Raw genomic sequence first — 24,836 nt, forward strand, 5'->3', positions numbered from 1 at the left:
GGTCTATTTAGTGAGCTCATCAATCGTTTGACAAAGCTTGCGGGGGAGGCATTTTGGTTCTGCTGGAGATCCAGTCGGGCTCGACAAATCGCCGCAGATTCCAGTGCAGGGCGTGATTCATCAGCTGTTCAGTTTGCAGCCGTTCTTGATGATCACAACCTTCTTTCCACTCAAAGCCGATCGCTCCCAGTCTGCTGGCCCAGCGTTCTTTTTCAGCTGTCCGATTGATTTGCTCTTGAATTCGAATCGACCAAACGATGCCGAACAAGTCACGAAAATCGAACCACACAGTATCGAATCCCGATTCGTCCACAGTTGTGCGCTGCAGTTGACGGAAACCATGAAGCATTCCGAATGAGATGCAGCAAGCTGCAATCGATCGGACCAGTTGTTCCGTTTCATGTGAATCGTAAAACAGATTTGAAGTTGACCACACGATCAACATCACACCGACTCCCAGGAAAGTCACGCTCATACCGCAACGGGTCCCGGCATAGTTTCCGACTCCCATCACCAATACGAGTCCAAAGCCGACCAGAGCTGGTGACTGAATCACAAGTGGTGGAAGATCGGGAAGTCTTGAGAGGTCTGCCAGGGCTGGCCAGCCGAGAACCGCAACCAGCGGCAGTAAGATGAATCCGTTCCAGACTCGGGATGTTGGTCTCTTGGCTCCCAGTACTGCGATGAGCGGACAACACATGATCACGGCTGTCCAATACCACAACTGATCATGGACAGCATTCGAAACTCTCCCAAGGTCGAAGCTGAGTGCGATGGCAATCAGCAAAGCGATATTGGCACCAAAAAGCCAGCAGACACTCGCCTTTAAGACGGTCACAGTCATCCGGTGGTAGACATGCCACAGGATGAAGAGGTGCCTGATCGTGAGCAGCAGGGAAATGAACAGCAGAGTCGTTGTGAGCATGCGATGCCGGCAGGACAGGTCGGTTTAGTCAATCGAAATCGTCCAGAATAACGAGTTGATGATGGGTTCTCAGCGCTGGCGGACGTCACTGTCGGAATAATCAGAACGAGCGGACCGTCCCTGTCCGAACAGGTCAGTTTTCGAGCACAGAAGCTCCACATGGTCACCGGAGTTTCCCGAAAACATCTTCCGTGGACTCAAACATTCATGGTGAGTGGTGGACTTCTCCAGATGACTTCTCAGTCAAGCTGAAGTCCACAATCCTAAAACCCCGGGACGAAGTCGAGGAGATTTCAAGATGAAATGGACAACGATTACTGCTGCTTTGCTGATCGCTGCCAGCGTGAACATTGCTGACGCTGGTCTGTTCGGCCGCGGCCAGGGCTGTTGTGCCCCAGCTGCTACTTGTTGCGACGTTGCTGCTACCTGTGCCGCTCCATGCGATCCAGGTTGTGCAGCTCCTTGCGGAGACGCTTGTGCACCTAACTGTGCAGCTCCAGCTGCTTGTGCACCTGCTTGTGCCGCTCCTGCTGCTGCTTGTGCTCCAGCTTGTGCTGCTCCAGCTGCATGTGCTCCTGCCTGTGCCGCTCCAGCTGCATGTGCTCCTGCTTGCTGTGCTCCAGCTCCAGAAGCTTGCTGTGCACCAGTTCGCTGCTGCAAGCCACACCGCAAAAACCGCGTTCTTGGCTGGTTCAAAGATCGTTGCCGAAGCATCGGCGACGGATGCTGCCGCCTCGGAAGCTGCTTCAACCGCAAGCATGACTGCTGTGCTCCAGTGAGCACATCATGTGCACCAGCTTGTGCAGCTCCTTGCGATCCAGGATGTGCAGCACCTTGCGATCCAGGATGTGCAGCTCCAGCTGCATGTGCTCCAGCTTGTGCCGCTCCTTACGGTGCTTGCAACTAAGTAAGTTGAATCAGGGAAAGTCGAATCGAACAGGTTCCCCCCAAGAATCTTAAGACTCGATAACAACCTGCTGAACTTCGAAAGGCCGGGATCTTCGGATTCCGGCCTTTCTTCGTTTTTTGAGGTTCGACAAATTCTGTTCATCGCTGCGTTTAAGAATTTGTCTTCGAACACGTTACGATCGATTTGTGTTCATTTGTTCACTTCATGTCGATTGTCAGTCGATGATCAACTCACAGTCGGGCAAACTCTCCAGGAAGATGCGGCCATATGCTTTTGTTCGAACTCTCGGGTCGAGGAGAATCACTTCACCGTGATCTGCGGCCGTTCGAATGAGTCTTCCAAAACCCTGACGGAGTTTGATGGCTGCTTCAGGGATTTGATAATCCTTAAATGGATTTCCACCCTGCTTGCGAACCTCTTCGAGTCGCGCTTCGAGCAACGGATGATCGGGGACACTGAAGGGGAGTTTGGTGATGATGACCTGCTGGAGTGCGTCTCCAGGCACATCGACTCCTTGCCAGAAACTCTCTGTTCCGAAGAGAATCGCTTGGCCATCGGCGCGAAAACGATCCAATAGCGTCGAACGCTGGACTCCTTCTCCCTGACAGAGTAGCTGTCGATTCTGTTTCACAAACCAGCTTCGCAGAGCTTGTGCACAACGCCGCAGCATTTTGTAGCTTGTGAAGAGCACGAAAACGCCACCAGCTTGGCCTTCTGCGTGTCGGCGAATTCGATCGATGACAGCCATGTCGTACTGGTCCGGGCTCTCACCGGGGTCGGGCATGTCTTTGGGCAAAATGAGTTTGACTTGCTCTCGGTAATTGAACGGAGAGCCAAGCTTCTTTTCTTCTGCTTTGAAAAGACCAATCCGTCTTCGGATGAAATCGAAGTCTCGCTTGCCAACGGTCAACGTCGCGCTTGTCAGGATGACAGAATTGATCTCCGAGAAGAGATCTTCATTGAGTGCATCGGCGATGTCGATCGGGGAAGACATCAGCTTCACTTGCCGTTGTCGCCCTCCTGTCGTTTCCACCCAATAGACGGAATCTTCTTCGCTCTGATCCAACCAGGCTTTGGTTGAGAGGCTGAGAAAATCCAGGCGTTCCGAAGCGGAAACGAGGTCCATCTTTTGTTCTTCGGAGTCGAGTCCGGCAGCGTATTCTCGAATGAGCGTCGCCAGTTGGTTGAGTTCCGGGCTGACACGATTCGTGATATCGAGCGGCCGATGGACGCGACCATTCCGTGATCCGGCTTCGTTTCTCCAGATGTCGATCTGGTCAAACAAATCGTCTGACAAGAATCGGAGTCGCGCGACAAGCTGTTGCGCTTCTGTCAGGTTATGTTGCAGCAGCAGTCCCTTCTGCGTTCGGTCCTGATAAAGCTTGTTGAACAGATAGTTGTACTGTCCGTGCGAGATCACCATCCCCAGATGGGAAGCTGCGACATCTTCGAGGGTGTGTGCTTCGTCGAAAATTGCGACTTCGTAGTCGGGGAGAACACTTGCCCCGTCCCGCCGGAGTGCGAGATCGGAGAAAAACAGGGCGTGGTTCACGACGAGAATGTCCGCATTCCAGACTCGTCGTCGAGCAGCATAGTAGAAGCAGTCGGCGTTCGTCGGACACTTCCGGCCCATGCAATTCGCATGGTCGCTTCGCACTTCGTCCCAGACAGATGATCCCGGCGAAAATCCGAGATCTGTCAAACTGCCGTCGGTCGTTTCGTTGGCCCATTCGTGAATTTGCCGAAGCTGTTGAGACTCGTTGGTGTCGAACAGCGTTTGACTCTTCATGAATGCCTGTTTGAGCCGTCGTCGACTGAGGTAATTGCCGCGTCCTTTGACGAGAACCGCTGAGAACTCGACGGGCATGACGGCATTGAGAAACGGAAGATCCCGTTGGATGAGCTGTTCTTGCAAGCTGATCGTATGCGTGCTCACCACGACTCGGCAGCGTGAGTTGCCTTCTCTTCGCTGCGATGCTGCCAGAATCGCGGGGACGAGATAGGCGAAGCTTTTTCCAACTCCGGTGCCTGCTTCGACGATGAGATGATGACCATCTTCGATGGCTGCATTGACAGCGTGGGCCATCTCCAACTGCTCGGATCGAGACTCGTAGGCTTTGAGTCGCCGTGCAATAAGACCTGATTCCGCCAGGACGTCATCGACCGAAAGGGTCATTATTCAGTCCTGCAGACGCCAATGAGGCAAGTGTCATCGCGAGAATTGACACCCTCCGAGAAGTCGACGGTGCTCTTGACGATTCCGTCAATCACTTCCTGGATTGCATCGGGGAGAGTTCCCAAGAGGTCGACGAGTCGCTTCTGTCCGTAGATTTCCTTCTCTCCGTTCATCGCTTCAGTGACGCCATCGGTGAACGCGACCATCGTATCGCCCACAGCCAATTGATGTCGGGACGATTGAAATTTCAAATCCGGAACAATTCCCAAAGGCAGATTTGATGACTCGGCCCCGATCGCTTCAACGGTTCCGTTGACGTGTCGGAGAAGCGGAGAAAGGTGGCCAGCGTTCACAATCTCAACAGAGTGATCCTCGGGGTTGATCACCATCAACAGGAAGGTGATGAATCGATGCCCGAGACCGCTGGATGAGATTTCCTGATTCAGCCCAGAGACGGCATCCGCAATTGTGGGATTGGTCAGCAACTGAAAACGGGTGGAAGAATACAGCCGCGCCATCAGCAGAGCAGCAGGCATCCCTTTTCCAGCTACGTCACCAATTGCCATCGCTGTTCGACCGTCGGGAAAGACAATGTAGTCGAAGTAATCACCGCCTACGCTCAGGGCGGCTTCGTAGTAATCTGAGAATTCGTAGCCAGTTAGACTCGGTCGTGACTTCGGAAGGAAACCGAGTTGCACCTGTGTGGCGAACTCGAGATCGCGTTCGAGTTCACGACGGACGATGTCTTCTTCATGAAGCCGAGCGTTTTCAATGGCCATGGCCGCTTGCGTCGCGAGACTCGCGAGCAGGTCGAGGTCTTCCTCAGCGAACGCGTTCTGTTCATCCCGCGTGACGATTTGAATGACGCCCACGCCTTCACCGTCGGGTGTGACCATGGGGACACACATGACCGATGAGATCCTCATTCGGGAGAGTGCGGTGCTCTTTTTGAAGCGTGAATCGTCAGAGACGTTCTTGCTGAGAATCGCCTCGAGAGTTTGCATGGCGTGTCGCACCACAGTCATGCTGACCGCAACGACATCGGCGGTTTCAGTTCCGCGTGCTCGACTGGCTTTCACCTTCAGTCGATTCGATTCGGGTTCCTTCAGGAGCACGAAACCTTGCTCCGCTTGCGGGAAAATGTTGAACAGCGTTGCCAGCATCTTGGGAAGAACTTTGTCGACCTTGAGTTCTCTCCCGAGCGATTGGGTGATCTCCAGAATCGCTTTCAGCTTCACGCTGGGGTCAATAAGCGAGTCACCATCCCAGGTTGGCAGTTTTCGGATGGACGTAGATCCATCGAAGCTGTCTTCAAGATCGTTCGGAGGGCGAGTGAAGAGTTGGCTCTCGTCGACGTTGCTGGAGATCGGGACGACGTCGGAATTTGTGACCTCGAGCGTCGCGCGAGGTTCTTCGTGATCTTTCGCGACGATGGCTGCTGACGGCGTGAAGAGGAAAGACAGGACGACATCGCAGAGCCGGATTTCGTCGCCTTCGCCCAATTCACGACGGCCATCAATGAGTTTTTCGTTGACGAAAGTTCCGTTGCGGCTTCGCAAATCTTCAATGTAGTAGGTGCCGTGACTCTCGAGAATCTGCGCATGGCGACGGCTCACGACACCGCTATCCAGCACGATGTCGCATGTTGGGTGTCGGCCAAGCACGTGCGTATCTCCGTCGAGCTCGTACTGCTTTCCGACTTCTCCACCACGAATTAGCTGTAGGATCGCCAATCTGACACCCCAAAACGTACTCAATCGTTCCGATCCAAAATGATGAGCACCGTTTTTCCTGCGAACCGGAACCTTTGCGCCTCAGTCTACCTGTCGCAGGCATCAATGGTCAAACCCCGCATCTTCCACCCATCAATGGCTAAGCAGGAGTTGACGGCTTGATTGAGCCATTGATTTTGAGTGCTATGATCCCGGATAAAATCACTGAACCAATCACTTCATATAAGTTGCAGCCGAAATGGACCCTTTCCAGTACAAGAACGGCGTTCTCCACTGTGAGGACGTCAACGTCACCAGCCTCGCTGAAGAATTTGGGACCCCTCTCTGGGTCTATTCGAAAGCGAAATTGATTCACGAATTCCGGGCGATTCAGGAAGCATTTGCTCCCGTGAATCCCGTCGTTTGCTACTCGGTCAAAGCGAATTCGAACCTCAGCATCCTCAAAGTTCTCAACTCTGAAGGTTGCAGCTTCGACGTTGTCAGCGGCGGAGAATTGTTCCGCGTCAAGGCAGCTGGAGCAGACACAACCCGCGTCGCGTTCGCTGGAGTCGGAAAGACGGATGAGGAAATCCGCTTCGCGTTGGAAAACGACATTCTCATGTTCAACGTCGAGAGCGAACCAGAACTCGACGCGATTTCACGAGTCGCGGCCGAGATGGGAATCGTCGCTCCGGTTGCGCTCCGGCTCAATCCAGACATCGATGGAAAGACCCACGCCAAAACGACGACCGGAAAGAAGGGGAACAAATTCGGAATGGACATCGAGCGGCACGACCAACTGGCTGCCAAAGTCCTCGCCGATCCTCACCTGAACCTCCGCGGAATTCACCTGCATATTGGCTCGCCGATTAATACGGTCGAACCTTACGAACAGGCTGCCCAAAAAGCGGTCGAAGTGGTCAGGCAGTTGCGTGCGAAGGGACACGAGACCAACTGGGTCAACCTCGGTGGCGGATTCGGTCTCAATTATCGCGCGAACGAAGCATCCACAGCTTCGGAATATGCCAACGTCATCATGCCTTACATTCAAGAGGCGGAGTGCCGATTGGCTTTGGAGCCGGGACGATGCATTGCTGGCAACGCTGGAATTCTCTTGAGTCGTGTGATCTACGTGAAGCATGAAGGCGGCAAGAGATTCGTCATTCAGGATGCTGCCATGAACGACCTCGTTCGCCCCGCCATGTACGATTCGTTTCACAAGATCTGGCCCGTCGAACCGTCAGTCGACTTTCCGAATTCGTTTGAATCAGACATCGAAGGCTGCAGCCCGGCGGATATCGTCGGACCGGTTTGCGAGTCGGGCGACTACCTCGCGAAAGCCCGCCCGTTTCCGGAAGTGGTCAAGGGCGACTTGATCGCGACTTTCAGTGCTGGAGCATACGGGACAGTCATGAGCAGCAACTATAACTCTCGCTGCCGCGGAGCCGAAATTCTTGTCGATGGCGACTCGTATTCCATGATCCGTCGCCGCGAAACATACGAAGATCTCGTCGCTGCCGAGCGATAGTCCTTGCGAGACGTTGGCTCGACCAATCGAAACGCTGTGAGCAAAGTAAGAAAGGCTGCCGGGAAATCATCGCGATCTCCTGGCAGCCTTTTTCTTTTTGAACGAACTCGACCCAATTCACCGGTCAGCAACAAACCCGCAACATGCAGTCAGTTGAGTCGCTGTGAATGGGGGTCGTTTGATGGAAATTAAACTTTGTGCCAGCTGTGATCTTTGGCACTGGCGAGCACTGCGTCACAGACTTTCTGTGTTTCGAGTGCATCCCGGAATGTTGGAGAGCAGGGAGTTTTTTCATCCAGGCTCTTCATGAAGTCTGCCACATGGTGAACGAATGAGTGTTCGTAGCCAACTTGCAGGCCAGGAACCCACCACTTGTCCATGTATGGATGGACTCCGCTATGGTCGGTGACATGCACGCTCTTCCAGCCTCGCAATGCACCTTCGTCTTTGTGGTCAAAGACTTCGAGGCGGTGCAGGTCGTGCAGGTCCCAACGGAGCGACATTTCAGAGCCGTTGATTTCGAGAGTGTAAAGTGCCTTGTGTCCGCGGGCATAACGAGTCGATTCGAACAGGCCGAGCGAACCGTTGGAGAAGTGACACAGGAACGCACACGCATCATCGATGGTGACTTTGGTTTTCTCACCGGTCGCTTGATGGACTCGTTCCTTGATGAAGGTTTCGGTCATCGCGGTGACATCAGCGACGGTGCCGTTCAACCAGATGGCTGTATCGATACAGTGAGCCAGAAGGTCTCCGGTCACTCCCGAACCAGCTGCGTCTGCGTCGAGTCGCCACAGTGCTTCGCCACCCTGAGGAAGTTCCTCGGAGATGGTCCAGTCCTGCAGGAAGTTGGCGCGGTAGTGGAAGATTCGTCCGAGGGCCCCGCTCTCGATAATCTGCTTGGCGAGAGTGACCGCAGGGACTCTTCGGTAGTTGTACCAGACGGTATTTGGGACGCCGGCTTTTTCGATCACCTGGCACATTTCTTCGCCGTCTTCAGCTGACATCGCCAGCGGCTTTTCGCAGAGGATCATTTTCCCTGCTTCCGCAGCTGCGATCGCGATTTCCTTGTGCAGATTGTTGGGCACACAGATATCGACGGCATCGATGTCATCGCGAGCAATCAGGCTTCGCCAGTCGGTCTCGATGGACTCGTATCCCCACTGGTCAGCGAATGCCTGGATCTTGTCTTTGCTGCGAGCGCAAGCTGCCTTCAGGACTGGTTGATGCTCCAGTTCCGGAAAGAAATCGGGACATCGTTTGTAACCGTTCGTGTGGGCTCGTCCCATGAACCCGTAGCCAATCATTCCAATCCGCACCGGAGTCGTCATTACGCCTTCCTTTCCGGGGAGTATTCCCCCAATGAAACTACACAAATCAAATTGCGACGCATCCAGAAACCAAGCTCTCTGCGAATCGAAATCGCCAACTCAAACGACTTCTCCCAGCGAACTGCCGAGTCAGTCGGTGCGAGGAATCAGCGAAATTCTGAGAGTGCTCCGGGATGTCGAGGTGAATTTATGAGGAGTGGCATCCACCACTTCTTATTCAATCCCGAAACTCTAGCAAACTCCGAGTCGAATCCCAACGAAGCCACTGTTTCACGTGAAACACTCACCTGATTGTTTTCGCAGTGCGCGGAACAATCCCAACCGGTGGTTTCGTACGGGCTGAAAGCAAGATGTGAACGCAGCCAGAAATAGCGATGTGCAGCTCGAGTAAGTCGCTCTTTCCAGTGCACTCGCGTGCGCGGTCTCACACATTAGAAAGTTGAGTTTGCTCGTTCGAGTTCGTCTAAACCAGAATTGAACATGTTCTAGATCTGACGGAACAGGTCGTGGCCACCCCAGGTGCGGATGCTGCCTTTAATTTTCCAGGGAAGCCCGTCGAGATCGGTGTTGAAGCTGGGGTCTTTCGAGCGGGTGTTGACCATTGCAGCCCAGAGGTGTTGGTCATGGATTCGTGCCAGAACCGATGCTCCTCCGTTGAAGCTTCCCATGTGCCACCAGTTGTGCTGCTTGTTCACCGACCAGCCCTTCGCGTAGTTCGGATTCACCGATGAGGGAGAGGTCATCGTTGCGATCGTTGAAGAATTCAGCAAATCAGACGGGGTTGGGAAACCGTCAACGTAGGTCATGAGACGCACAAGATCGGTGGGCGTGGCGATCCATCCTCCGTGTGCATCCATACGAGTGACGTTCATGACCTTGTGGTAGGCATCTTCATCCTGGCCATAGTAAGTCACCTCATTGGCTCGTTTGTCCGTGACCGAATTTCCTCCGATTTCGAAACCGAGATTCTTCATTCGGTGAGGTCGGAGAACGTATGCTTTGAAGGCATCCTCGTAGGTCATTTTGAATCGCTTCTCGATGCATCGTCCCAGCAGGCAGTACCCGAAATTCGAGTACGAATAGTTCTGCCCGGGATCGTGATCGAGAGGTCGATTTTTCAAAACCCAGCGGATGAGTCCATCATGATCGAGATCGATTGCTTCTCCCGTGAACATGGGATCGCGTGACTGATTTCCCCAGCCGCCGCAGGAATGTTCGAGGAGATGTCGGAGAGTGATGGCTTCGAGGCGTCTCTGGTTCGTCGCTCCAAGAGTGGCGATCTCATCCTGATATCCGAGGAGGCCGGAACCGAAGACTTTCTGGTCGAGGTCCCAGTAGTTCATCTCCATCAGCTTCATGACGAGAATTGAAGTGAGCGGTTTGGAGACACTCGCGACACGAAAGCGATGCTGGGGCAAGACTCCCGTCTCGTGGTCAGCGTACCCCACACACATCACGAGCTTCAATTTCCCGCGGTAACCCATCGCCAACGACAGTCCGGGCACTTTGTACTCGTGCATGAAGTTCAGCGCTTGGTCTTTAATCTTCGCTGCTTCAGTACGCGAGACTCCGTGAATGTAGGACGGAGTCTCGGCTGCCTGTGCACTCCAGCTTCTCTGGCTTCCGAGCATGAGGGATGAAGTTGCAGCTGCCTGGAGAAACGAGCGGCGATTCAACTGGAGCAAGGTCTTCATCCTCATCAAAGTTGCTGATCAACGGGATGGTGAAACGGCTCCGTCGACGCGACTCAGCGAGATGCGGACACCCTAAGGATTCATCACTGCGACGCGACTTCCGGATTTTCCGTGACGCTTCACGACGAGAATCATCACCGGAACTCGACCACCCTTCTCAATAATCTCCTCGACCGTATACATCGAGTCAAGGAGCTTGGGATTGGCCCCGCCTGCTCCAGTTGACTCGACAACAGACATGTTGCCCCCGACGACGCACTGGTTGCGATAGGACTGGATGACCGCCACATGTCCGGGACTTCGCTTCACGGAGTTTCCGCTCATCCACACCAGCAGGTGTCCCGGGCGGATGGCATTGGGATCATTCACCGCTTTGGCAGTGGAGTAGTAGGAAGCTGCCCCGGTGTTGCGTTTGACTGTTGGGGAGTCGGGCTTCTTTCCGTTCGCGATCAGGTAGTTGGTCACGAAACCAGAACAGTCGATCCCAAGTCGTTGGTCGCAGTATGTCTGAATCGTGGCCTGCGTCGGGTTCCGAATCTTGCTGGAGCGGATCGCCCATTCGAGTGCAAGCTGATAGTCGTCGGGCGAGCCTTTGCCCATCGCGGCATTGCGAATCTTCTGCTTGTTGTCTTGAAACCAGGTGTCGCGACGCCCACCGGATGTGACGTGGTTGTAGTCGGTCCGTTCTTCGGTTCCCTCATCCCAGTCCATCATGAAGTACTTGCGGATTTCGATTTTAGCTTTCGCGTCGCGGCAGGTTGTCCCGGTATCCTGAACGTAGGGCACGCTGAGATTTCGGTACTGCTTCATGAATTCGACTGGGGTCACCATGATTGGCTCTCCTCGACAGAGAATGAATTTGGAACTGCCCAGAATGAGGGTGATGATCGATCTGGGCAGTTCTCGATAGCGGTTGCGATCACTGATCGGCCCTCACTTCTCTAGTGCGCAGACCGTCGAAGAATGTGACGCGCCGAGGGAGAATTTTCTCAGAAGGGATTCGGCTGCCCGAAGCGTTGCACTATCGAATTGGACATCTCGGAGAGGCGTCCGTCACTCAGGTTTGCCGTCTCGCTTGCGGTCGCGGAGCTTTTCGAGTCTTCGTTTCAGAATACTCTCGTACCCGCGGTCGACCGGTGCGTAGTAGGTTTTCGGGACGCCGAGATAGTCCTGATCGACCCAGCCTTCTTCGCTGTTGTGGCTGTACTGATAACCTTCCCCATGGCCAAGAGACTTTGCTCCCGCGTAGTGAGCATCCTTGAGATGTTCCGGAACCGGGATCGATCGATGGTTCTCGACATCATCCATCGCAGCGTTGATCGCCATGTATGAGGCGTTCGACTTCGGACAGCTGGCCAGATACGTTACCGCCTGAGCGAGGATGATTCGGCACTCGGGCATGCCAACGCGTTCGGTCGCTTCGGCTGCCGAGTTCGCGAGAACCAGTCCGTGAGGGTCTGCATTCCCGACATCTTCGCTGGCCAGAATGACGAGACGTCTGGCGATGAATCTCGGGTCTTCCCCCGCGACGAGCATTCTCGCCAGCCAGTAGATCGCAGCATCCGGATCACTGCCGCGAATGCTTTTGATGAAGGCACTCGTCACATCGTAGTGCTGATCTCCTGAGGCATCGTAGACGACCGCCTTCTTCTGGATCGATTCTTGAGCGACCGCGAGATCAAAGGTTGAGTGCTTTTCACCGAGCGACAGCACTCCGATTTCGAGAGCGGTGAGAGCGCGTCGTGCGTCACCATCGGAGACTTCGGCGAGGAACTCGATCGCTTCGTCAGTCGCCTCGGCATGAGTCGAACCGAGCCCCCGCTCCTTATCCGTCAATGCTCTCCACAGCAGCTGCGAAATGTCCTCTTGAGAAATCGGTTTGAATTCGAAGACCTGGCTGCGACTGATCAGGGCCGATGCCAGCGAGAAGAATGGATTGGCGGTCGTTGCCGCAATCAGATTGACGACCCCGCTCTCGACGTCTGGCAGCAGGACATCCTGCTGAGTGCGGTTGAAGTGATGCAGCTCGTCCACGAATAGAATCGTTCTTCCGTCTCCACGGGAGAGTCGATCCCTCGCGTCGTTCAACTCCGCGCGAAGTTCTTTGACGCCGGCCGCTGCCGCATTCAGGATTCGAAAACTGCAGCGAGTCTGCGATGCGATGACCTGGCCCAGCGACGTCTTCCCCGTTCCCGGAGGACCATAGAAGATCATGGAGCCGAGACGGTCTGCGGCCAGCATCCGGCGGAGCAGCATTCCTTCTCCGACAAAGTGTTGCTGTCCGACGAATTCATCCAGGTTCCGGGGGCGCATTCGGGCAGCCAACGGCTGGGCAGCTGTCCGCTCCTCTTCTTCCTGCTTGTCGAATAATCCAGCCATCGGTCTCTGTCCTGTGCAAACGAATCAGCCAATGTACCTCACGAGTGTTTCACGTGAAACCAACGGGATTGACTGCTCGAGCGGCCGAAGCGTTTGTGGGCGCGAGCAAATCGGTCTAACTCGATTCACGACCAGTCAGAGTGGACAGGGTTTCCTTCGCTGCACTGGCGAGGAGGATCGCGTCGACACCGGAGGTGATCAGAGTGCATCCCCGCTCGAGATAGGGCTGGACCGCAGCAGCTGAGACCCCGAACCATCCGACCGGCATGTTTACTCGCTGGCACGTTTCCAGGACTCGATCGATTGCTGCCACAACTTCCGGGTCGTCGAGCTGGCCCATTTTTCCCATGCTCGCCGAGAGGTCGTATGGCCCAAGTTGGATCGCGTCGACTCCCTCGACCTGGACGATCTCTTCGATGCACTCGACTGCCAAGATGTGTTCCGCTTGAACGATGACCGCCACGTGTTCGTTGGCTGTGCTGACGTACTCTCCAAACTTCTGCCCGTAGTGATGGGCCCGGGCGAGTCCGACTCCTCTTGATCCCTGCGGAGAGTATCGCGCCCAGTTGACGATGTCTCGAGCCTGTTCAGCCGAGTTGACCATGGGGACGATGATGCCCGCAGCTCCGAGGTCGAGCGTTTTCTTGATCGACGATTCTGTTCCGGAAGGAACCCGAACCACACACGGAATCGAATGATCCACAGCCCGCAGAATGCTGAGCAGCTCTGCCGTCTCGAGTGGCCCGTGCTCCCCGTCGATGAACAGCCAGTCGTAACCGGTTTCAGCGATGATCTCGGCCACAGCCGGGTCGGTCAGTGTGATCATCATTCCATGGAGAAGATCTCCCTTCTTCAATCGAGCACGAAATGTCGGATGCAAGGTCTCTCTCCATTGGTCAGTGTCTGAACGATATGCGATTCCGGCATTCTGAACTGAAGTAGTGGCTAAGAGCAAGTTGTTGAAAGCGGACGTGGCCTACTCCGACGAATCTTCGACGCGCGAGTCAACGACGAGATCTGGCAGATACGGTCGGTGTTGCAGCTCCAGGTCAGAGTGCACCTGATCGGACAGTGCCGCAGCCGCCGCTTCCGCGTATCGAAGCGTGTCTCTCTTCAAACGGTCCGAGAGGATCTCGAGGTTGGAATCGTCGTCTTCACCGAGCGTGAAGTCCCACATCATATTGTTGATGAGATTCTGCCCCGTCGCCCGGAATCGGAAGGAGCCCAGCATCGTTCCGGATTCAATCTCAAAGAGATACGCGACTCCCTCAATCGCTCCGAGTTCGTAGGTGTCTTCGTCGCTGACGCGGGGCGGTTCAATCTCGTCAGGGGAGATGATCAGGACATACTCGAGTGCTTCAAACCGCTCATAGGCCTCCCGGAGTTTTTCCGCTTTGCGAATCGATCGCTTGGGGAGAATCCGATCTTGCCCGGTGTTGAAGCTCCAGGTTTCGCTATCGTGGAGAGACGTCTCACCCGGAAAAAGGTACAGGCATTGAGCATTGCTGTATGGCAGCTCTTCTGTTTCGCGGAACTCGATCGTCGATGGCAGTGAGAGATTTTGGGCATCGAGGGTTTCCTGAAGCACGGCGAGATCCGCCTCGTTGACTCGATCCGAGTCTGAGAACAAGTCCATGAGCATCTTCGTTTCTCTGTACTTCACATAAGAGGCAGTTGGCTCGCCCTGTGTTTCGACGGTTTTAATGATCTGGTCGATGCGTGAAAGCTTCTGGTCAGCCGAGTCAGAAAACTGTTCGTGGATAGCGTCGATTCTGGATTGGCACCCGATAGAGCACATCCAGAGCATTGCTGCGACCAGATAGAGTTGAGTTACGACGAACCGCCGAGCCATAATCGGTTTCGCCGAATTGAATGTTCGATCGACAGCGAACCCTGCTCGGGTCGTTGCTCGATTGTTGTGGTCGACAAACGACGCACCGGAACTCGCTGGTTGGACAGGTATCATGACTTCCTCAATTTCTGCAGGTCGAACAGACTTGGACGAACGGACGGAACAGGATTGGAATCGAATGATCGATGAAGCAGTGACTGCTTCTGACCCGCTTCTGTCCAACTTCCTGATTACGCGTTGTCACCACTTGCTGTCGGAAGCACTTCGAGCCGCAATCGGTCCGGAAACAGGTGCGAACTTTCATAGCTGGGCGGTTTGGGGATCGCGAAAGGCAGGAGTCACGATTCGTCAGGAGGACCGCGATCAGGCGGCGCGGGACGCGACATTCGTGGCAGGATGTGTCGGGGGAGTCGTCGGTCTGATCGTGGGAGGACTGACACATCAGTGGACGGGATTGTCGTTGCCTGTGTCGCTCCTCGTTTGGATCACACTGGGCACGCTGACCGGAGGCTACTGCGGATATCAACTTGCTCGATACACGCGTCGTGCTGCGTCCCGAAGAATCCTCGATGGGAATCGGCTCGTTCTCGATGATATTGGCCGGGTGACAGCGTGTTACCTGCAATACGTCCGAGACGCGGAGAAGAATCCGAGTCAGGCGAACTTCGCATCGGTCCTGGAGACGATCGACGAGATGTCGAGAAAGTCTCAGACCGAGAATCTCCTGGGGCGGGCATTCACTCAGTATGAGTCCGCTCGAGTTGAGGCCGATTTGGACAGGCGGATCGAAGCGGCGTATTTCGGAAACTGTCTGGCAATCTTGCATGAGCATATCCGTTTACAGCCTTTGATTTCTCAGTCTCTTCCATTTCTCATTCGTAAGTGTGTCACCGAGCGGCTGATGACGTTTAGTGTCGGAGAAGAGACACTCTCTGTCCACGAGGATGTTCCCCCGCTCGACGAGGCCGTCTTTCCTCCGGCTCTGCGGGAATTGACCAATCCGGAACTCCTGAAGTTCCTCACACCACCGGAAGGCTGGGATACTGGCCGCTCCAATCTTCAGCAAACGCGAGCCTCTGACTGGACCGTACTTAAAGAGCGAATGGGTTACATCGTGAATCTGTTTCGGACTCGTCAGCTGGAGTCCGACGTGGTCGCCGCTCCTTACGACTCGCAACAGTTCGCGTCCATTGCCAGTGGTCAATACCCGGCTCGACCTTGGTAGCCAAAATTATTTGGGGGCCATTCAGGGACGCAATAAAAAGTCGTCGACCCTCCGGAACGAATTCCGGAGAGCCGAGCGACCTTCCCACTCACACATCACGGTTGCGTTGTTCGAGAGCATTTCGGTTTCCATATACACTCACTCGCACGAGCAGACTCAGCCTTTGACCTGATGAAGAAGTTCAAGCGAGTGCAAAGGAAAGACAACTTGCTCTATGGAGCTGTCTGTAGTTGTTGCCAGTTGCTGCTGAACAGGTCAGAGTTCGGATCGTAGAAGGGATCGTCCGTGACAACGTAATCTCCGAGTCCGTTGGAGAAGGCGTAGTCGTACTCGTATGGAAGCTCGACTTCGTAGCCCGTGCTGGGGTCGTAGTAGGTTTCCACTTCGCGAATCATCTCACTGAATTCGCGAGCTGATCGGTCGATGGAGTCCTGTCGGTACTCCCAGGATTCTTGATTGCTGCGGGCGATGTCTTCGTAGGTCTGCCGCATGATCTGCTGTCGTTGTTGTGCTCCCTTTTGGCGAATCCGGGCGATGTTCTGGTGAAACTTATTGATTGCTTTGAGCCAGGCTGGGTTCTGTCGCATCGAACTGAGGGCGGTAGCGAAGATCGATTCGTAGTCGCTCCACTTGGCCTTGGGAGCTCGCATCAGGAACATGTTGCTGGCGGTGTAGCTCTGCATTCCAGTCGAGGCAAAGTCGGTCCGGGTCAGCTGAACAACAACCACTTCCTGAAACTCAACGCCGTTCATGATGTAGCTGATTCTCGCTTCGACGAAGTCGAGATAGAGTTTCGATCCCATCGCCTCGATCTGATCGAGTCCGTATTTGACGAGTTCTTTTCGAAATGCTTGAGCGAGGTCATTTCGGGGAGTCACCCCTGTCACGACAGCTCCCGGTCGGTAGTTGGGGATGATGACATTCTGGACGACCCCGGTCGCGTCGAGGGGAGCGGCCAGGGGAGCTCCAGTCTGCTGCATCATCTGTCGCATGTACGGGTCCGCAAACCAGAGCCAGGAGTAAGCAGGCAACAACTCGATCGAAGCTTCCTGATTGTCGCTCACTGCGGAAAAGCTTTCGTAATAGAAGGGCTGATATTCCTGATAGGTTTGAGCCCATTGCACTCCGCCGGAGACTTGCCAGTTTCCGGGAAGCAGAAAACTCCGGCAGACGACAGGTTTTCCGAATCCTTGATTGTCGTAGAGTTTGACCTGTCGAACGTGCAGGGCGGGGCGTCGACCTCCACCGACATCAGCTGGGCGTCGTGAGTCTGCTGCCGACAGGCAAGTTGGGATCAGTTTGAAGATGGAACAGAACAGGATGGCCGAAACGCAGAGCGTCTTGAAAGGTGGGCAAGTCAGCATTGGATTCACTCCGAAGAGGGTTGAAGGTGAGGTCCCACCCAGTACAGCCAGCTGCCGCGAGTGTGACAGGCAATTCGGAAAAAGTTCTGAACCGGGCTGCGCACAAAAAAAGCCCCCGCATCCGTCGGATGCAGGGGCTTGCCGGAGTTCACTTCGGTTTAGCCTTTGTGGAAGGCCATGGTCGTTCCAAGTTCAGGAAACTGTACGAAGAGCATTCCATTTTCGAACCAGAAAGGAAGCTGCTGAGGTCCGTCTCCGCCGTTCAGGAACAGTGTGTTGCCTTGAACCTGGAAGCTTCCGTTGTCGTTCTCTTGTGAGCGTTGTCCGTATCCGTCGACTGTCACCATCTGCAGAGCGAATTGGCCTTGGGCGTTGAAGGTCACTCCGATGTACAACTGCACTCCGTTGACGGTGTCCTGCAAGTACCATTGTCCGACGACTGGATTGTTCTGGGCAGGATTGTTGTTTCCGAATCCGCCGCCGTTGAATCCTCCACCGTTGTACCCGCCGTTATTGAATCCACCACCGTTCATTCCTCCGTTGTTGAATCCACCATTCCCAGCGGGAGGGAAGTTCGAGGTCGGTCGGTGACCGCCGTGTTGAACAGGTCCCGGAGGTGTTGGAGGCTGCGGACGTCCGCCAGTAGTTGGAGGAGTTTGAACCAGCGGGCCGCCCCCAGTTCCTCCCATGGGACCGTGACCTGGACTGCCATGTGTCTGGCCAGTTCCGCTTCCGAAGCCGACGGATTCTGAATTCACGAGGCTTGGCAGTGATCCAGGAATTCGGTCAGCGACGAGGTAGGCAACGTCCATGTCATCGGAAGAAGCCATCAGTGTGGCTGGTGAACCCTGAAGTTCGTTAGGAGCCCCGCTCGAAAGTTGTGGGAATCCGACGAAGATCTTTTCTGCCCCTTCGACCATGTGTCGCAGCGTCACGACGATGCGTCGGTTCGAGTCAACAATCCATCCAGCGGTGTGGAACTCTTTGCCATCGGGGTAGACAGCAATGACGAGGACAGTCGCTTGTTGAACTGACTGAGTCAGATCTTGTGGTGCTGGAGGAAGATTCTGCTGAGCAGGTTGAGCTGGTTGTTCGATGGCTGGCTGAGCAGGTGGTGTGTTGTCGCTGCGATCCTGTTCGACTGGGCCACTGGCAGGTGTTGACTGAGAAGTTGGTGGTTCGAGTCCCCATTCTTCGTACTCTGAAGCATCGATTGAAGCAGTTGCTGGTCCACTAAAGCTTGGCCCTGCAATGGCGTTCAAAGCGGTGCTTCCGAGAGCGACTGAGACGACAAAAGCGTTGAAGAAAGAGCGACGAAACAGTTGGTTGAGTGATGGAAAAAACATTGTTGAACTCCGGTTTGTGTTGAGTGGTTATCATTCAGACACTCCCCTTACAGCCCACTTCTGTAGCTGTGACACATCCGCCGAAGTTTTTCCAGATTTTTCCTGTCACTCCTGGTTGAGGTTCTCCCAGACGCTCGGCAGAAACTCTTTGACCTGATCGTAGAGCCCCAGTTGAATCAGTTCGTCCTCGACTCGCTCCTGCGACGCAACCTCCATCCCATCCATAACTTCTGTGACGAGGAACTCCGCAAACCGCACCCGGGCACGCCGCAGCTGCTGCCGTGTTTGATCGGCCCGGGCGGTCTTCCCAATTTTCTCGCTGAGACGTGCTGCCAACTCGTCCGAAGTTTCGTCCGGATAGTCGGTCCGCAGTTTGAGCACCGTATAGGCGATACTTCCCGGATGGCTCTTCTGGTAGTCTTCGAGTCGATTCCAGGTAAGGTCCAGAACCTGCCGCTGCCAGCTGTCTTCCCAAGTGGCTTCCGATTCGTCGTCAGATGGGGGAGCAACTTCGGAGACGTCCGAATCGACGGTTTTGCGAACCTTCTTCTTCGCCCACATATTACGTGTCATGTTTCGAACAGCGACTTTCAGAAGATCGCGAAACCGGCCCTTGCTCGGATCTGCGCCAGCAAAATCTCCCTGCAGGAGCCGCACCATGACATCTTGCGTCAGATCGTCTGCTTCGTCTTCGCTGCGTGTCATCGCCCGAACGTAACCTCGAATCGCAGCGGAGTACCGCATCACGAGGTATTGTCGCGCTTCCGCTCCGCCAGCGATCGACTCTCCATGAGCCCGCTGCACCATACTCCACCGGGTCGGTTGGGCATCGAATCTTGAAACAAATTCATCCGGACTCGGAGGTGTCATGTCGCTCTCCTTCAACTTTCGAGCTGGCGATTCCCCACTCTCACACGGAAGCAGGAAAAAGGAAACTAACGATATCGCGCTCGTCAGTGCACAGAAAAGAGCAATGCGCGGCGAACGTCAACGGATTTGTTTCGTCTCTCGCGACTGAAGGAGCAGCTGATCGAGTTCCTCTTCGAACCGATGTTGTTGCCTGACGTTCTTCCAGAACGCGGAATCCTCCGGGCTGCTTTGATCTTCGCCGATGGACCGGTAGATCTGCTCAGACTCTTTGAGCAGTGCGATGGCTTCCTCGAGCGACGTCAACCGAGAACTGATCGCCGACCGATCGTCTGCCTGGGCGACGATCATGGTCGCTGTCACGTCGAGAAGATCCGCAAATTCGAGAGCCTGTTCGCGAGGCCAGTTTTCTGTCTTCCGCAGCCTAGCAATCTGAAGGGCTTGCCGGATGTGGTCGACAGCATCTGCGAATCGCAGCCGAGCCTGCTGAGCCAGTGCGATGAGAGTGTGCGATCGTTGCAACAATTTCGGAGAATTGGCTGCGTCGATCAGTTCAACTTTTCGTGAGACGTGAAGATGCTGAGTCGCTGTCTCGAGCATGTCATCGACCAGTTGCAACTGCTGTTCAAACTCAAATCGTTGTTCGAGAAGTTCTGCCATTCGAGTTTGAAGAATCGAGCTGTCAGGAATCTCGCTGGCCAGTCGCAGCTGCAAATCGATCGCTGTTTGAATTGATTGAAGTGCCTCTTTCAGCTCGTTGTCGGACTGCAGGATCGATGAAACGAAGCTGAGCCGATCCGTCAATTTGAACGTCTTTCGAGTGTTGTCGCCTTCGGCCTGACTGAGCAAGTCGACTCCCATTGTGAGGTAGTCGATGGCTTCTCCGTGTTCATTTCGATGATCTGCCTGCTCGGATTCTTCAAGCAGTCGACCGATCTCCCAAGCGAGATTCGAGACAATCTCGGCTCCTTTGTTCGAATCTGATTGAGAAGCAAGAAGCGATTGTCCCTTGTCGAGCAAGCTGAGATAAGCTTCGAGTTTCTCAGTGGAAGTCATCTGCTGAGGATTGAGACTCAGCTCCACTTCGCGAGCAGCGAGTCGGGTCACTTCACCTGCTGATGTGAGAGGTTCTGGAAGTTGATTGAGAAGCTCCAGTGTGCTGGCGACTTCTTCATTGGCAGGGTTCGTTTCGGCGAGTTGTTGAAACAGGCGAGCACGTTCGAGATGCAGGTTGGCCCGATCTAGCTGTGATTGCAGCGACACTTCCTTGGAGTCCCCTTGTGGAGACAACTTCAGTGCATCCTCTAAACTTTGGAGCGCCTGGCGAAGGCTCTCTGGAGTTGCAAAGGCGGGGTCGGACTGAACACGGGCGATTTGCAGATACGCTTGAGCGATGTACTCAGCCAGTTTTTCATCAGCTGCCACATCAAGTTGTAACTGGCGCAGGTGGTTGAGAGTTCGCGCGACCAAGTCGCTGCGTTGAGTTCCCCCGCCAGAAAGTCGGGCGAGAGCTGGAATGTGCTCGTTGACCAGCCACCGGCCGAGTTCCTGACTTTCGTCGAAGAGACGTTCGTTGCGATCGAGTTCGGACTGCAATCGCTCGACATGGAAAGAAACTCCAGCGAGACCTCCCGTTACTGCCAGACCAATCGTGGCTAAGAAAACTGTAAGAACAGGATGGCGCCGCGACCACTTGTAGCCTTGTTCCCAAAGCGGAGTCTTTCGTGCCAGAATCGGTTCGCTGTTCAGATACCGCTCGAGATCTTCAGACAACTCGAGTGCAGACGAATATCGTTTGCGAGGTTGTTTTTGCAGACACTTCAGACAGATGGTTTCGAGGTCAGTCGGAACGCGCGGCTGAAGTTTCCGCGGGGGAACGGGATCTGTGGTGATGACGAGCATAATGGTTTGCATCAGCTCGGATGTCTGAAACGGCGGACGACCGGTCAGCATTTCATAAAGCAACGCCCCGATCGCGTAGACATCACACTCCGGACCGAGTTGCTTGACCACTCCACTGGCTTGCTCGGGAGCCATGTAACTGGGAGTCCCGATGATCTCGCCGGTACGGGTCCGGTCGCCAGTCGTGCCGAGTTGTTTGGCCAGGCCGAAGTCCATCACTTTGACGATTCCGTCTTTCGTCAACATGACGTTCGAAGGTTTCAGATCACGGTGGAGAATTCCCGACTCGTGACAGGCATGGACAGCTTTGGCGACATCATCTGCAAGCTTGGCGGACTGTTTGGGAGTCGGAAGTTGATCGCGAATCAGTTGGGAGACGGTCTGTCCCTGAATCACTTCCATCGCGAGATAAGGTATCGAACCGGTCTCGCCAGCTTCGAAGATGTGGCACACACCGGGATGTTTGACTGCAGCGACAGCACGAGCTTCAGCCTGAAAACGTTCGAGCATTTCCGGAGTGGAAGCGGCTCCGCCAGCGACGACTTTGAGAGCGACCTGTCGTTTGAGCTTCAGGTCTTCAGCCAGATAGACCTGTCCCATGCCTCCTTTTCCGAGGATGGAAATGATGCGGTAGCCGGGGATTTCCGGAGTGACCGGAGTTTGAGATTCGTCGGCGGACGTCGTGCTTTCATCGCCCCCGGCGAAGGTGCCGAGCAGATCGGTTTCGAAATTGTGGAGTCGTTCCGTCATCGGCTGACGGGTGTTAAACCCGGTTCAGAATCGTTGTCAAAAGAGATCACAGAATCGTCGGTTCGCTTCTAATCCGGCGTCAATTGGTGCAGCAAATACGTCGCACTGGAAACGAAAAAATTCTCGTGATGGCGTGGAGGGTAAACTCACACACGCCGTCACGAGAAGAAACAGTCAGTTCACATTTTCAAGATCCAGTCGATCTCGGATCGTGCGATGTCGCCGAATGATCTTTCGAGCGGTGTCGAAAGAGGTTTGGAGAACTTGCACGAACGTCTTCATCCTTTCAGCTTTGCGAGTGCCAGGTAACCCTGACAGATCGATTAGCGGCCGGATGCTGACATGAGTGTTTCAACTTCCTTTCGCATTTTGATGCGGTTGTTGTGCATGTAAGCACAGGTCATCCAAACTTGGCCAGGAGTCAGTGCGTCGGATGGGGCTGTGAAGTTCATGTACAGCGTGTCGAAGCCCTCTGTCATGCTGAAGTATCCGAGACCAGTGGTTTCGTTCTTCGTTGCGACCGCTTTGATCACCGCGGGCGGCATTGAGCCCTCGGTCTGGGCGACGGTTGTGTAAGCGAGTAGTCCAAAGACGGGCTTGCCGCTGTAGTGACCAAGTTGTCGCAGTTCGAAAGTGATCTTGGATGTTTCGCCGTCCATTTCCCAAATGAGGTTGTAAAACGTGACGCCGGAGTCAGTGGTCATCTCTTTGTAGAACAGATCATCCACCTGATCGAGGACAGATTTCAGTTGTTCGTGAGCTTTCAAGAGTGCGGCATCATCGTCCTGGGCGAAGCTGAACTGGCTCATCGAAAGTGAGAGGAGCGTCGTCAGGGCGAGTGTTGCGAGTGTTCGTGTGGTCTTCATGAGTCATCTCCAAGGTAGTCAATGTTGCGGTTTCAGATTTTGTTAGTTACTCATCAGTTACTTCAACGGGACGACGGAGATCACTAATTCGCTGACCACGCCATCTTCAAATTGAACTGCCAATCCCAGATCACGATAGAGCTGATGAAGCTCGTCGAGTTGGAACAGGTTCGTAATTTCGACATCCCAGTCGCTGCCCAGAAGTCCTTCCAGAACTCCGCGATTCATTCCGAGTTCGAGAGTCGCATCGTCTCCGCCGAGTCCCGGACGCTGAATCTTGACTGCGGGAGCCTTTTCAGAATCGAGGATGACAGCGAGAACTTCTCGAGTGGCGAGAATGGTGATTCCCAGCTCTTCGTACTTGTAGTATTTGAGGTTCTTGCCTTCGATGACGGGAATCTCAACATCAGCAGGTCCCAACGTTTTCAAAACTTCTTTGAGAGGTTGGCTCAGGCCGATCGTTTTTCCATCGGTGAGTTCCACCGCCGTGACGGGACGCCAATCTTTGATTCCAAGTTGCTTGAACTCGGACTCTGCCTTGGGAGCTTTTCCCACAGCCTTCGACAGCTGCACATACTGTTCGTATGCAATCGGCCACCATGAACTGGCGGACGTCATGCCGTCGAGATACTTCTCGAACAATGCCAGAGCTGTCATCTGTTTGGCTGGATCTCCCGAAGTGACAAGAGTCCGGGCCTGGTTGAATTGAAGGGCCGTTTCGAGTGCGGTCGCGACGAGGTCGTTTCCTCGCTTCGTCTTCGCTTCCGCCAACAGTCCGAGAGTTTGGACAACAAGGTCCGAGTCGAAACCGCGAGCAGAACCGGAGTTGATGAGGATGGACGCATGAACCAAAGGGTCGAGTTGTGAATCTTCGGGATTGTTCCGGAGTGCTGTGAAGACTTCGTCGAACCAGCGTTCCGCCTGTCCCACATCTTTTCCGGCAGGGTGAATCAAGTAAGCGACTGCGAGATTCGCTTTGACCATCAGGAGGTCATCCTTGAGGCCGAGACGTTCTTTCAATCGCAAAGCTTCTCGGAAGGCACCGACTGCTTCGAACCACAGGTCTGGGTCGACACCTCGAACTGTTGGTTCGAGAGATCCGGGCCGTCGATAGAATCCGCCTACAACGAGGTGGCCAATATCGAAGTTCTTGAGGTCTTCGGCATCGAGTCCATCACAATATCGCATGAGCAATGCATAGCCGAGATTTGCCCAGGCTTCGTAGCATTCAGGAAACTCGACGGTGACATTTTCGAAACAGAGTTGTGCATGAAGGTAATGCTGATTCTCGAGGAACATGACCCCAGTTTGAAATGAACTCAGCGAACGCCAAAGCGACTGCTGTCGTTCATCGTCGAAGAGGTACGTCGCTCGGTCTTCCCAGGTCGGATGACTGACTGACAGTCCTTCGAACCGGCAATAAGGAGTCGTGTTTTCACGCCATCCGTCGAGGTCTTTGATCAACCCCTGACGTGAGTACCCCGCTTTGAATGCGAGCTGCATACCGAACAAGTCCGCTTCGAGTTCCTGTTCGCGGTTGCACGCCAGGCGAATGGTTTGGAGTTTGTCTCCGAACTGTTCTCGAAACTCGATCGACTGATGGTTGTGATCGAAAAACAAATGGCCGAGTTCATGCCCCAGCGTGAAAGCGAGAGTGTCGGGATCGTAGTCCGCGATCTCTTCGACGGTGGTGACGGTGATTTCGACATACGGAACGTCGACACCATCTTCAGTTCGAAATCCAGCGAATGCGTTTGCGAATCCCTTGTCAACCACTGTGACTTCGGGAGGCCAGACTTCCCAGCCGTCCGGAGTTTCCATGACAGCGAGGAGGCGTTGAAAAACTTCTTCGACGACTTTTTTGTGTCGTTCTGTGACTTCGGCGTCTGCGGCACGTGCCCCAAGTGAGAACATAAGTGCAGCGCAACACGCGATCAATTTCATCGATCGTATGCGAAACATTGTAATTGTCCTGTTATGATGACCCGACGAGTGCGGTGAGGTCAGGA

Annotated in this window: 18 protein-coding genes; 3 read left to right on the top strand and 15 right to left on the bottom strand. The window is 54.4% G+C overall.

Features of this window, described 5'->3' with window-relative positions:
- Positions 1-19: 19 nt before the first annotated feature.
- A complete protein-coding gene (locus tag AB1L42_RS09595) occupies positions 20-925 on the bottom strand; it encodes a hypothetical protein (RefSeq protein WP_367053763.1) in 906 nt (301 codons plus the stop codon).
- Between the two features lie 350 nt (positions 926-1,275).
- On the opposite strand from AB1L42_RS09595, the gene AB1L42_RS09600 reads away from it, so the two are divergent.
- Positions 1,276-1,704: a hypothetical protein gene (locus AB1L42_RS09600; RefSeq protein WP_367053766.1), complete on the top strand. Its 429-nt coding sequence runs from the start codon at positions 1,276-1,278 to the stop codon at positions 1,702-1,704.
- 345 nt (positions 1,705-2,049) lie between these two features.
- Here AB1L42_RS09600 and AB1L42_RS09605 read toward each other — a convergent pair whose 3' ends face one another.
- Together AB1L42_RS09605 and AB1L42_RS09610 are read right to left on the bottom strand one after the other, a co-directional pair.
- On the bottom strand, positions 2,050-4,011 hold the full coding sequence (locus tag AB1L42_RS09605; protein ID WP_367053769.1) for a helicase C-terminal domain-containing protein: 1,962 nt from the start codon (positions 4,009-4,011) through the stop codon (positions 2,050-2,052).
- Positions 4,011-5,768, bottom strand: coding sequence for a SpoIIE family protein phosphatase (locus tag AB1L42_RS09610; RefSeq protein ID WP_367053772.1), 1,758 nt, complete (start codon positions 5,766-5,768; stop codon positions 4,011-4,013). The genes AB1L42_RS09605 and AB1L42_RS09610 overlap by 1 nt, the downstream gene beginning before the upstream one ends.
- Positions 5,769-5,982: 214 nt before the next feature.
- Between AB1L42_RS09610 and lysA the strand changes: the two genes are divergently transcribed.
- Entirely contained in the window at positions 5,983-7,251 is a 1,269-nt protein-coding gene (gene lysA / locus AB1L42_RS09615) for a diaminopimelate decarboxylase (RefSeq protein ID WP_367053775.1), read from the top strand.
- A 188-nt stretch (positions 7,252-7,439) separates the two neighbouring features.
- On the opposite strand, the gene AB1L42_RS09620 is transcribed toward lysA, so the two are convergent.
- From AB1L42_RS09620 to AB1L42_RS09645, 6 genes are all read right to left on the bottom strand, one after another.
- Entirely contained in the window at positions 7,440-8,582 is a 1,143-nt protein-coding gene (locus AB1L42_RS09620) for a Gfo/Idh/MocA family oxidoreductase (RefSeq protein ID WP_367053779.1), read from the bottom strand.
- 485 nt (positions 8,583-9,067) lie between these two features.
- Positions 9,068-10,276: a serine hydrolase domain-containing protein gene (locus AB1L42_RS09625; RefSeq protein WP_367053782.1), complete on the bottom strand. Its 1,209-nt coding sequence runs from the start codon at positions 10,274-10,276 to the stop codon at positions 9,068-9,070.
- Positions 10,277-10,348: 72 nt separating this feature from the next.
- The gene (locus AB1L42_RS09630; protein WP_367053785.1) at positions 10,349-11,107 is read right to left on the bottom strand and encodes a hypothetical protein; all 759 of its coding nucleotides are present in this window, start codon (positions 11,105-11,107) and stop codon (positions 10,349-10,351) included.
- 222 nt (positions 11,108-11,329) lie between these two features.
- Positions 11,330-12,655: a replication-associated recombination protein A gene (locus AB1L42_RS09635; RefSeq protein ID WP_367053789.1), complete on the bottom strand. Its 1,326-nt coding sequence runs from the start codon at positions 12,653-12,655 to the stop codon at positions 11,330-11,332.
- 115 nt (positions 12,656-12,770) lie between these two features.
- Positions 12,771-13,535, bottom strand: a complete 765-nt coding sequence (locus tag AB1L42_RS09640; protein ID WP_367053792.1) for an aldolase/citrate lyase family protein — start codon at positions 13,533-13,535, stop codon at positions 12,771-12,773.
- A gap of 96 nt (positions 13,536-13,631) precedes the next feature.
- Positions 13,632-14,621 carry a hypothetical protein gene (locus tag AB1L42_RS09645; RefSeq protein WP_367053795.1) on the bottom strand — a complete coding sequence of 330 codons (990 nt, stop codon included), beginning with the start codon at positions 14,619-14,621 and terminating at the stop codon, positions 13,632-13,634.
- Between AB1L42_RS09645 and AB1L42_RS09650 the strand changes: the two genes are divergently transcribed.
- A complete protein-coding gene (locus tag AB1L42_RS09650; RefSeq protein WP_367053798.1) occupies positions 14,620-15,732 on the top strand; it encodes a hypothetical protein in 1,113 nt (370 codons plus the stop codon). The two genes, AB1L42_RS09645 and AB1L42_RS09650, sit on opposite strands and share 2 nt — an antisense overlap.
- 212 nt (positions 15,733-15,944) lie before the next feature.
- On the opposite strand, the gene AB1L42_RS09655 is transcribed toward AB1L42_RS09650, so the two are convergent.
- The 6 genes from AB1L42_RS09655 to AB1L42_RS09680 all read right to left on the bottom strand — a co-directional run bounded on the left by AB1L42_RS09655 (position 15,945) and on the right by AB1L42_RS09680 (position 24,789).
- Positions 15,945-17,096 carry a hypothetical protein gene (locus tag AB1L42_RS09655; RefSeq protein ID WP_367053801.1) on the bottom strand — a complete coding sequence of 384 codons (1,152 nt, stop codon included), beginning with the start codon at positions 17,094-17,096 and terminating at the stop codon, positions 15,945-15,947.
- A 158-nt stretch (positions 17,097-17,254) separates the two neighbouring features.
- Entirely contained in the window at positions 17,255-18,442 is a 1,188-nt protein-coding gene (locus tag AB1L42_RS09660) for a hypothetical protein (RefSeq protein ID WP_367053804.1), read from the bottom strand.
- A 105-nt stretch (positions 18,443-18,547) separates the two neighbouring features.
- Positions 18,548-19,312, bottom strand: a complete 765-nt coding sequence (locus AB1L42_RS09665; protein WP_367053807.1) for a sigma-70 family RNA polymerase sigma factor — start codon at positions 19,310-19,312, stop codon at positions 18,548-18,550.
- Between the two features lie 117 nt (positions 19,313-19,429).
- A complete protein-coding gene (locus tag AB1L42_RS09670; protein ID WP_367053811.1) occupies positions 19,430-21,961 on the bottom strand; it encodes a protein kinase in 2,532 nt (843 codons plus the stop codon).
- A 323-nt stretch (positions 21,962-22,284) separates the two neighbouring features.
- Positions 22,285-22,827 carry a hypothetical protein gene (locus AB1L42_RS09675; protein WP_367053814.1) on the bottom strand — a complete coding sequence of 181 codons (543 nt, stop codon included), beginning with the start codon at positions 22,825-22,827 and terminating at the stop codon, positions 22,285-22,287.
- 57 nt (positions 22,828-22,884) lie between these two features.
- Complete coding sequence (locus AB1L42_RS09680) at positions 22,885-24,789, bottom strand: M48 family metalloprotease (RefSeq protein WP_367053817.1); 1,905 nt, start codon at positions 24,787-24,789, stop codon at positions 22,885-22,887.
- Positions 24,790-24,836 lie beyond the last annotated feature (47 nt).

The organism is Thalassoglobus sp. JC818 (assembly GCF_040717535.1).
In the GTDB taxonomy this organism is placed as follows: Bacteria; Planctomycetota; Planctomycetia; order Planctomycetales; family Planctomycetaceae; genus Thalassoglobus.

What these genes read in the sequence shown, in the direction of transcription:
- AB1L42_RS09595 (WP_367053763.1), bottom strand. Translation starts at nt 925, where the DNA reads ATGCTCACAACGACTCTGCTGTTCATTTCCCTGCTGCTCACGATCAGG.
- AB1L42_RS09605 (WP_367053769.1), bottom strand. Translation starts at nt 4,011, where the DNA reads ATGACCCTTTCGGTCGATGACGTCCTGGCGGAATCAGGTCTTATTGCA.
- lysA (WP_367053775.1), top strand. Translation starts at nt 5,983, where the DNA reads ATGGACCCTTTCCAGTACAAGAACGGCGTTCTCCACTGTGAGGACGTC.
- AB1L42_RS09620 (WP_367053779.1), bottom strand. Translation starts at nt 8,582, where the DNA reads ATGACGACTCCGGTGCGGATTGGAATGATTGGCTACGGGTTCATGGGA.
- AB1L42_RS09625 (WP_367053782.1), bottom strand. Translation starts at nt 10,276, where the DNA reads ATGAAGACCTTGCTCCAGTTGAATCGCCGCTCGTTTCTCCAGGCAGCT.
- AB1L42_RS09630 (WP_367053785.1), bottom strand. Translation starts at nt 11,107, where the DNA reads ATGGTGACCCCAGTCGAATTCATGAAGCAGTACCGAAATCTCAGCGTG.
- AB1L42_RS09635 (WP_367053789.1), bottom strand. Translation starts at nt 12,655, where the DNA reads ATGGCTGGATTATTCGACAAGCAGGAAGAAGAGGAGCGGACAGCTGCC.
- AB1L42_RS09650 (WP_367053798.1), top strand. Translation starts at nt 14,620, where the DNA reads ATGACTTCCTCAATTTCTGCAGGTCGAACAGACTTGGACGAACGGACG.
- AB1L42_RS09645 (WP_367053795.1), bottom strand. Translation starts at nt 14,621, where the DNA reads ATGATACCTGTCCAACCAGCGAGTTCCGGTGCGTCGTTTGTCGACCAC.
- AB1L42_RS09655 (WP_367053801.1), bottom strand. Translation starts at nt 17,096, where the DNA reads ATGCTGACTTGCCCACCTTTCAAGACGCTCTGCGTTTCGGCCATCCTG.
- AB1L42_RS09660 (WP_367053804.1), bottom strand. Translation starts at nt 18,442, where the DNA reads ATGTTTTTTCCATCACTCAACCAACTGTTTCGTCGCTCTTTCTTCAAC.
- AB1L42_RS09665 (WP_367053807.1), bottom strand. Translation starts at nt 19,312, where the DNA reads ATGACACCTCCGAGTCCGGATGAATTTGTTTCAAGATTCGATGCCCAA.
- AB1L42_RS09670 (WP_367053811.1), bottom strand. Translation starts at nt 21,961, where the DNA reads ATGACGGAACGACTCCACAATTTCGAAACCGATCTGCTCGGCACCTTC.
- AB1L42_RS09675 (WP_367053814.1), bottom strand. Translation starts at nt 22,827, where the DNA reads ATGAAGACCACACGAACACTCGCAACACTCGCCCTGACGACGCTCCTC.
- AB1L42_RS09680 (WP_367053817.1), bottom strand. Translation starts at nt 24,789, where the DNA reads ATGTTTCGCATACGATCGATGAAATTGATCGCGTGTTGCGCTGCACTT.